The organism is Vreelandella aquamarina, assembly GCF_020075495.1.
In the GTDB taxonomy this organism is placed as follows: domain Bacteria; phylum Pseudomonadota; class Gammaproteobacteria; order Pseudomonadales; family Halomonadaceae; genus Vreelandella; species Vreelandella aquamarina_A.
In genome coordinates this window covers 141,685-150,819 of record NZ_JABYQT010000008.1, presented here as the reverse complement: position 1 = coordinate 150,819, position 9,135 = coordinate 141,685, and the positions used below count along the sequence as shown (strand labels likewise).

The following is a 9,135-nucleotide window of genomic DNA, read 5'->3' as shown; positions in this document are numbered from 1 at the left end:
CACCCACCCAGCCCTGGGCCACGCGTACCCAGCAGCTGGCGGTCTCGTTGGGCTCAGCGTAGCGGTCCCAAGGGAACTGTACCTTCACCCGGCCATGCTCATCGCAGTGAATCTCTTCGCCTTTTGGGCCGACGACAAACGCGACTTGTGGGCCATCCACGCGGGGTTTCGGATTGGACGTGGCGCGCCAGGGAGCATCGCCGGGCACGAGCGTGACCTGATTGGCGTAGCGGGTCATGCCGCTGGCAACGCCCTGAGTCATGCCGTCTTCTTCCAGTGCCTGGGGCTGCTCGCCCACATGGCGGACTTCAATGGCCTGCCAGTCGCGGTTGAGGGTGTCGGTATCATGGTCAGTCAGGCGAAAGCGCACGCCGGGGGCCAGTTCCGGCAGGTCGCTTTCGGCACGGGCAGTGGTCGCCTCACGGCGCAACTGCTCCAGCCGGATGCGGGTGAACGGTTCACCGGAGGCGTCCTGTTTATAGCGGCCGGGGTAATCGAAATGCTCGTAATCCGCCTGCTGGCCATGCGCCTCTATGTCACGCCCCAGGTGTTCGTGCAACTGGGCATAGGCCGGGTTCTTGAAACTGTAGTCTTTCAACGTAGCGGAGGCGGCCGCCACGCGAGCAATATGGCTGAGCTTGCGTACATGGCGGCCAGGGGCAGTGCCACCGGCGCGGCTGTGATAGGTGCGCTCGCCCAGGCTTGCAAGTGCCTGCGGGTTGTCGGCAAACACCAGCCGGTGCGCGCCCTCTTCAAACTCGTGGTAATAAAACAGCCCCTCTTCAGCGGCCAGGCGTTCGACAAACGCCAGGTCAGTCTCGCGATACTGCACGCAGTATTCACGCTCGGGCAGTTCCCGTGCCACGGCAAACGTCACATCGGTAATACCCCGCTCATCGCACAGAGTATTGATAATGGTAAGCGGGTCGACCTTTTGGAAAATACGCGAGTTCTGGCGCAACGAAAGTCGCCAGAGTGCGGGGCGCAGCACCAGGGAGTAGAAGGTGCGACGGTGGCCCCGGTCCCCCTGACTAAACTCGCTGATGATGCCGTGTACTCGGCGTAGCGGTTGGCCGTCCTGCCAAAGGGTCAGGGTGGCTTCGCCATCCAGGAGGTTACTGGCATCCAGGTTGCCATCGCGGCTCGCCAGGTTCACCACTAGCTCGAAGGGTTGAGAGAGCGCTTCCTGGTGGGCAAAGTCAATCACCGCGATATCGTCAACGTCAGGCAAGGTTAGAGTAAATTGCAGGCCCGCATTCTCCGCCCCAGTACCTTTTGACATGCTGCCGCTCCCTGGATCGCTAACTATTAGTAATAAACGAATAGCATAACGACCGCAGGCAGTAGAACAACCCTTCTAGTGCGCGAAGCGGTAATGGCTTACAGCACTTTAGGATATGGCTTACAAAAAAGGGCTTTACAGGCCATTTTCAACCTACTTTCATCCACGCCGAGTCGGCCCGGCGCTCGTGCCCTGTCGCCATAACGTCATCTTCCCGACACACGTCTGACACAGAAAAATCGCACGGTAGAGCTCTCGTTCTCTTGATGTGACTCACCATGCTCGATGCCGCGCCACTCATCCGTTTCAGCCAGGTCAGCAAGCGCTGGAGCAGCGCGACCGCGGTCCGCTCGCTCGATGTCAGCATTGCGCCGGGCCAGTTCGTGGTTCTGCTGGGGCCTTCCGGCTGCGGCAAATCGACCACGCTGCGCATGCTGGCGGGCCTTGAAGCGGTCAGCGGCGGTGAGATCCATATCCAGGGGCACAACGTTACCCATCAGCCGCCGGGCGCGCGCGGACTCTCCATGGTGTTTCAATCCTACGCGCTGTTTCCGCACCTGAGCGTGGCGGACAACATCGTGTTTGGCCTGCGCAGTCGCAAGGTGCCCAAGGCAGAGCGGCGCGAGCGCCTGGCCAAGGTCGCCGAGATGGTCGATCTCACGGCCTACCTGGACCGCAAGCCCGCAAAGCTTTCCGGCGGCCAGCGCCAGCGCGTGGCACTCGCTCGAGCGGTGATTTCCGAACACCCCATCTGCTTGATGGACGAGCCGCTTTCCAATCTGGATGCGCGGCTTAGATCCGACATGCGCCGGGATATCAAGGCGCTGCAGGCGCGCCTGGGCATGACGGTGATTTACGTGACACACGACCAAGTGGAGGCCATGAGCATGGGAGATCGCGTGATTCTGATGCAGCACGGGGAGATCGTTCAGGACGCCACCCCGGGCGAGCTTTACAACCAGCCCGCCACCACCTTTGCAGCAAGCTTTATCGGCAGCCCGGCCATGAACCTGCTGCCCCTGGCCGAAGGCCTTGAGGCCGCCATCATCGAAGGCGTGCCGGAAACTCCGGTAGCCCCGCTTGCGGCCGCCACCGGCCAGCTCGGCGTTCGCCCGGAAGATATCACGCTGCGCGGTTCAGGCGAGCCCGGCATACCCGCCACGGTGATCAGCGACGAATACCTGGGCGCCGATACCATCATTCATCTGGCCGTGGGCCACCACACCGTCAAGGCAAGGCTCGCCGGGCGCCAGACCATGGCCCCGGACACGGCCTGCAAGGTGGCCTGGCAGCCTCAGGCGGCGCACCTGTTCGGCAGCGACGGCAAGCGCCGCGACGACCTTGCACCGTATAACCTGATGCCGGACATGCCCGGTGATGTCGATGCGCGGGTCGTGCCACGCCTGCCCAACGTCGGCTCGTTCTCCATTTGACCCCTTCTCCTACAACGCTACGCCCATCCCATCACCCAGGAGCCACCCCATGCAGCGTCGCCTTCCGTTTGCCCTGTCAGCCCTTGCCGCAGGCCTGTTGAGCGCAGGTCAGGCCTTTGCCACTGAGCTCACCATGTACTACCCGGTCTCCGTGGGCGGGGCGCTCACCGATGTGATCGATAACCTGGTCAGCGAGTTCGAGCAGGCGCATCCGGAGATCGAAGTGGAAGCCATTTACGCGGGCAACTACGACGACACCCGCGTGCGCGCCATGTCGGCCCTGGAGGCTGGCGATGCACCCCAGCTCTCGGTGCTGTTCTCCATCGACCTGTTTGAACTGATCGAGCAGAACGCCATCGTCGCCTTCGATGACGTGGTGCAGACCGATGAAGAGCGTGAGTGGCTCGACAGTTTCTACCCCGGCCTGATGGAGAACGGTCAGCTCGATGGCAAGACCTACGGCATTCCCTTCCAGCGCTCGACCATCGTGCTCTACTGGAACAAGGAGGCTTTCGAGGCCGCAGGGCTCGACCCGGAAACCCCACCCGAAAACTGGCAGGAGATGGCCGAGATGGCATCTGCCATTCGCGAGGCGAGTGGTGATGAACAGTGGGGCGTCATGGTGCCCTCCACCGGCTACGCCTACTGGATGTTTCAGGCCTTCGCCTTCCAGAACGGCCACCGCCTGATGAGCGAGGACGGCACCGAGGTCTATTTCGACGACCCGGCGGCGGTCGAGGCGCTGGAGTACTGGGTATCGCTTGCAAAGAACGGCGCCATGCCCGATGGCGTGATCGAGTGGGGCACCCTGCGCCAGAACTTCATCGAAGAGTCCACGGCAATGATGTGGCACACCACCGGCAACCTGACCGCGGTGCGCAATGAGGCCGATTTCGATTTTGGTGTCGCCATGCTGCCCATGAATACCCAGCGCGGCAGCCCCACCGGCGGCGGCAATTTCTACCTGTTTGAAGGCTCGAGCGAAGAGGAGCAGCGCGCCGCCATGACCTTCATCCGCTGGATGACCGCACCCGAGCGCGCGGCAGACTGGTCGATCGAAACCGGCTACATGGGCGTCAGCCCCGCTGCTTACGACACCGACGCCCTGCGCGACTACGTGGACACCTTCCCGCCCGCCGCCGTTGCCCGTGACCAGCTCGAACACGGCACCGCCGAGCTTTCCACCTACCAGGGCGGCCGGGTACGCCGCGCGCTGGACAACGCCGTGCAGGCCGCCCTCACCGGCCAGATGACGCCTGAAGAAGCTCTGCGCCAGGCCCAGCGCGAAGCCGACGGCGTACTGCGCCGCTACGCGCGCTAGGCACTGTTCGTTTAATGCTCGCCGGGGTACGCCCCGGCTTTTTCGGCTCTTGACGCGCTCCTATGACAAATCCTCATGTAAAGATGCAGCTCTACGGCGCGCTCCTGCTGCTGCCTGCCGCCGTGCTGTTGACCATGTTTGCCTACCTTCCCACGGTCACGACGCTGATCAGCAGCCTTTATCTACCCGGCTTTCGCGGCGCGCCCGCCGAGTTCGTGGGGCTCGAGAATTATCGACTGCTGTTCGATGACCCCACCTTCTGGAAGGTCGCGCGCAACAACCTGCTTTACGCGCTGGGTACCATTCCCACCTCCATTGCCCTGGCGCTCGCCATGGCGCTGTTCGTCAACGCCCGGCTGCCCGGCCGGGGCCTGGTACGCATGGCCTATTTCACGCCCACCATCCTGCCCATGATCGCGGCGGCCAATATCTGGATGTTCTTCTACGCCCCGCAGATCGGCCTGTTCAACAAGCTCTTGGGGGCGCTCGGCTTTTCCGGGGTGAACTGGCTGGGCGACCCCGCCGTAGCGCTTTATTCGGTGATGGCCATGTCGGTGTGGAAAGAGGCTGGCTTTTTCATGATCTTCTATCTTGCCGCCCTGCAAGCCATGCCGCCGGAGCTCAAGGAGGCGTCCGATCTCGAAGGCACCAGCCGCTGGAGCTTCTTCTGGCGGGTAACGTTTCCACTGCTGATGCCCACCACGCTGTTCGTGCTCATCAATGCACTGATCAACGCCGTGCGCGTGGTGGATCACCTGTTCATTCTCACCAAGGGCGGGCCGAACAACGCCACCAACCTGCTGCTCTACTACGTGTACGAGAACGCCTTTGCGTTTTTTGATCGCACCATGGCGGCCACGATCACCGTGGTCATCCTGCTGACACTCGCGATCATCGCCACGCTCAAGTTCACCCTGCTCGACCGCCGGACCCACTACCAATGAGTACACTCTCCTCGTTCTCACCAGGCACGGCGCATCGCTTTCGCACGTGGCTGTCGCTTGAGACCATCGCCGCCTGGCTCTTGGCGCTGATCTGGATATTTCCGCTGCTCTATGCACTCTGGGCGGCGTTTCACCCGAGCGAGTACATGGTGCGCTTTGCGCTCTTCGCGCCGCTGACCCTGGACAACGTCGCCAACGCCTGGGCGCAGGCGCCGTTTGCGCGCTACTACCTCAACACCTTTGCGCTGGTCACAGGCGTGGTCATCGGTCAGTTCGTGGTGTGTACGCTGGCGGCGTTCGCCTTCGCGCGCTTTCCCATACCCGGCAAGAACGCGCTGTTTCTGCTGGTACTGATTCAGCTGTTCATCTTCCCTGAAGTGCTGATCGTCGAAAACTACCGCATGGTCAGCGAGCTTGGCCTGATCAACACGCTGACCGGTGTGGGCCTGCCTTACGTGGCCAGCGCCTTCGGCATATTCCTGCTGCGCCAGACCTTCAAGACCATCCCCCAGGAGCTTGAAGACGCCGCCCGCATCGAGGGCTGTGGCTGGCTCGAGATTCTGTGGAAGGTGTACGTGCCCCTGGCCAAGCCCACCTACCTGGCGTATGGGCTGGTATCGGTCAGCCACCACTGGAACAACTTCCTGTGGCCCTTGGTGGTGACCAACTCGGTGGAAAGCCGCCCGCTCACGGTGGGGCTGGGCATCTTTTCCGCCCCGGAAACCGGCGTCAACTGGGCCACCATCAGCGCCGCCACGCTCTTGAGCATCGCCCCGCTGCTGGTGGCGTTTTTGCTGTTTCAGCGCCAGTTCGTGCAGTCGTTCCTGCGCGCGGGCATTCGCTAGACAGGCGCTTGCCCGGCTGTTCGTGCGACAATCCCTGCTTGGTTCCGATGAACGAGTAAGGAGAGCGAGGATGCACGGCGAACCCCACCCGGCGCTTTCGGTACTGCAGGAGGTCTTTGGCTTCGATCAGTTTCGCGGCCCGCAGCAAGCCATCATCGAGCATGTGATTGCCGGGGGCGATGCGCTGGTGCTGATGCCTACCGGCGGCGGCAAGTCGCTGTGCTACCAGATCCCGGCGCTGATTCGCGCAGGTACCGCCATCGTGGTGTCGCCCTTGATCGCGCTGATGCAGGATCAGGTGGCCGCCCTTGAACAGAACGGCGTGCGCGCCGCCTATCTGAACTCCAGCCTCGACTACCACGAGGCGGTCGAGGTGGAGAACCGGCTGCGCGCAGGCGAGCTGGATCTCTTGTACGTGGCGCCCGAGCGTCTGGCCACGGCGCGCATGCAGATGCTGCTGGACCAGGCCCATATCGCCCTGTTCGCCATCGACGAAGCTCACTGCGTCTCCCAGTGGGGCCACGATTTTCGCCCGGAGTACCGCCAGCTCTCCCAGCTCCATCAGCGCTTCCCTCAGGTGCCGCGTATTGCCCTCACCGCGACTGCCGATGTACCCACCCGGGGCGATATCATCGAGCATCTGCAGCTCGAAAACGCAGCGCTTTTCAATAGCGGCTTCGACCGGCCCAACATCCGCTACCATATTGCCGAAAACCAGGGTAACGCCCGCGAGGCGCTTTTGCGCTTCATTCGCGAAAACCACGACGGCGAGGCGGGGATCGTCTACTGCCTCTCGCGGAAAAAGGTGGAAGACACCGCCGCCTGGCTCTCGCGCCAGGGGCTGACCGCGCTCCCCTACCACGCCGGGCTGCCTCCGGAGCAGCGCCAGGAGCATCAGACCCGCTTTCTGCGCGAGGACGGCGTGGTGGTGGTCGCCACCATCGCCTTCGGCATGGGCATCGACAAGCCGGACGTGCGCTTTGTCGGGCACTTGAACCTGCCCAAGAGCATCGAAGCCTACTACCAGGAGACCGGCCGCGCCGGGCGCGACGGCCTGCCTGCGGATGCGTGGATGGCCTACGGGCTGCAGGACGTGATTACCCTGCGCCAGATGCAGCAGGACTCAAGCGCAGGTGACCAGCAAAAGCGCATCGAGCAGCAGAAGCTCGACGCCATGCTGGGGCTTTGCGAGATCATCAGCTGCCGCCGCCAGGCGCTTCTGCACTACTTCGGCGACCACCTGGACGCGCCCTGCGGCAACTGCGACAACTGCCTGACGCCGCCGGAAACCTGGGACGCCACCGTGGCCGCGCAAAAGGCGTTGTCCTGTGTCTACCGCACCGAGCAGCGCTTCGGCGTGACCTATCTGGTGGATGTGCTGCTGGGCAAATCGAACGAGCGCATCACCCGCTTTGGCCATGACCGGGTAAGCACCTTCGGCATCGGAGCCGAGCTTTCCGCCAACGAGTGGAAAGCACTGTATCGCCAACTGATTGCCAGCGGCTACCTGAGTGTGGATATGGAGGGCCACGGCGGCATCCGCCTCACCGCCAACGCCAAGCCGGTGCTACGCGGCGAGCAGCCGCTCACCCTGCGCAAGCCCGTCAAGGCCAAGGCCACCCGCCGCGGCAAGGCCGGCTTCCCCGCCCAAGGCCATGGCGCGCTGTGGGAGGCGCTGCGCGAGCACCGCAAGACACTTGCCGACGCCCAGGGCGTGCCCGCCTACGTCATCTTCAACGATGCCACGCTTGCCGAACTCGACGAGCAGCGCCCCGAGAGCCTGGCCGCCCTTGGCGGTATCACCGGCATTGGCGCACGCAAGCTCGAGGATTACGGAGAGGGGATTCTGGCGGTCATCACGGCGCACAAGAACGCACCCGCAAGCGCCCCCGTAGGCGACAGCGCCCAGGAATCCGCCACGCTCTTGCGCCAAGGGCTGACGCCAGAGGAGATCGCCCAGGCTCGCGGGCTGGCCCCGAACACCGTTTACCGCCACCTGGCCGATGTGATTGCCAGCGGTGCGCTGGCCGTTGAAGACGTGATTACGCTGGAGGCGGCCGAGCTTGACCAGATTCGCGCCGCCTTCACTCAACACACGGGGCAAGGCTTGAAAGTGGTGTTTGAAGCGCTGGGCGGGCGGTTCGACTACCACGTACTGGCCTGCGTGCGGGCCTCACTGGGCACGCAGGCCTAGCGTTTGGGGCAAGCCTTGCCGATGTGCAAGGCCGTCTTTAACGACAATGCTCACCCCGGGCGATGGCGGCGGCGTCGAAGACGCCGGTGTCCAGCACCCAGCCGGTCACCAGCGCTGCCGGCGTGACATCGAACGACGGGTTCCACACCGGAGCGTTTTCCGGCGCCCAGACGATATCGCCAAAGGCGCCGGTGGCGCCGCGTATTTCCGCCGCGTCGCGCTGCTCGATGGGGATGTCGGCGCCGGTGGCGCAGGCCGGGTCGACGGTAGTGTAGGGAGCGACCACGTAAAATGGCACCTGGTGGTAGTGGGCCGCCACCGCCAGCATGTAAGTACCCACTTTATTGGCAAAGTCGCCGTTGGCGCAGATGCGGTCGGCGCCGACCATCACTTTATCCACCTTGCCGGCGGCCATCAGGCTTGCCGCCATGCTGTCGGCAATCAACTGATAGGGAATGTCCAGATCGGCCATTTCCCAGGCGGTCAGCCGTCCGCCCTGCAAAAGCGGGCGGGTTTCGTTGACGTAGACATGCAGCGTCATGCCGCGCTTTCTGGCCACTGCCAGCGCGCCGATTGCCGTGCCCACGCCGGCGGTGGCAAGCGCCCCGGTATTGCAGTGAGTAAGCACTCGCTCACCTTCTGTCAAAAGATCTGCGCCGCGCTCGGCCATGCGCTGGCACAGCTCGCGATCCTCCTCGAACAACGCCGCGGCTCGCCGGGCGAGCGCTGCCGGCCCCTTTGCAAAGCAGGCCTCCAGCGCATCCAGGCAGTACATGAGGTTGACCGCCGTGGGGCGCGTGGCGCGCAAGCGATCACTTACCAACTGCCACTGCTCCTGCTGGCCGGGGTGGCGTGCGGCGTACTGGGCCAGCACGAACGCCGCGCTCAGGCCGATCAGCGGCGCGCCGCGAATCGCCAGGCGCTTGACCGCCGCCTGCCAGGCCTCCGGCGAGTCGCAACGCTCCCACTGTTCGGCCTGGGGCAGGCGTGTCTGGTCCAGGTACTCAAGCGAGTCGACGTCAATTCGCAAACTGCGGGATTCAAGCATGGGCATCGAAGGCTCCTTGGGCGCGCCGGGCGTGCGGCTTATCAAGCGCGGAGCATATCATATAGAAT

Annotated in this window: 7 protein-coding genes; 5 read left to right on the top strand and 2 right to left on the bottom strand. The window is 63.7% G+C overall.

What is annotated here, in order from left to right; all coding sequences use genetic code 11:
• Nucleotides 1–1,282, bottom strand: a 1,282-nt coding sequence (tssI, locus tag HW452_RS13465; RefSeq protein WP_224106631.1) for a type VI secretion system tip protein TssI/VgrG, incomplete at its 3' end; no start/stop codon positions are given.
• 278 nt (nt 1,283–1,560) lie between these two features.
• Between tssI and HW452_RS13460 the strand changes: the two genes are divergently transcribed.
• The 5 genes from HW452_RS13460 to recQ all read left to right on the top strand — a co-directional run bounded on the left by HW452_RS13460 (nt 1,561) and on the right by recQ (nt 8,019).
• A complete protein-coding gene (locus tag HW452_RS13460; RefSeq protein ID WP_224106630.1) occupies nt 1,561–2,715 on the top strand; it encodes an ABC transporter ATP-binding protein in 1,155 nt (384 codons plus the stop codon).
• Nucleotides 2,716–2,764: 49 nt separating this feature from the next.
• Nucleotides 2,765–4,036, top strand: coding sequence for an ABC transporter substrate-binding protein (locus HW452_RS13455; RefSeq protein ID WP_224106629.1), 1,272 nt, complete (start codon nt 2,765–2,767; stop codon nt 4,034–4,036).
• Between the two features lie 62 nt (nt 4,037–4,098).
• A complete protein-coding gene (locus HW452_RS13450; RefSeq protein ID WP_224106628.1) occupies nt 4,099–4,980 on the top strand; it encodes a carbohydrate ABC transporter permease in 882 nt (293 codons plus the stop codon).
• Nucleotides 4,977–5,825, top strand: a complete 849-nt coding sequence (locus HW452_RS13445; protein ID WP_224106627.1) for a carbohydrate ABC transporter permease — start codon at nt 4,977–4,979, stop codon at nt 5,823–5,825. Before HW452_RS13450 ends, HW452_RS13445 begins: the two co-directional genes overlap by 4 nt.
• A gap of 70 nt (nt 5,826–5,895) precedes the next feature.
• Complete coding sequence (gene recQ / locus HW452_RS13440) at nt 5,896–8,019, top strand: DNA helicase RecQ (protein ID WP_224106626.1); 2,124 nt, start codon at nt 5,896–5,898, stop codon at nt 8,017–8,019.
• Nucleotides 8,020–8,056: 37 nt separating this feature from the next.
• On the opposite strand, the gene mtnA is transcribed toward recQ, so the two are convergent.
• Entirely contained in the window at nt 8,057–9,073 is a 1,017-nt protein-coding gene (gene mtnA / locus HW452_RS13435; RefSeq protein ID WP_224106625.1) for an S-methyl-5-thioribose-1-phosphate isomerase, read from the bottom strand.
• Between the last annotated feature and the right edge of the window lie 62 nt (nt 9,074–9,135).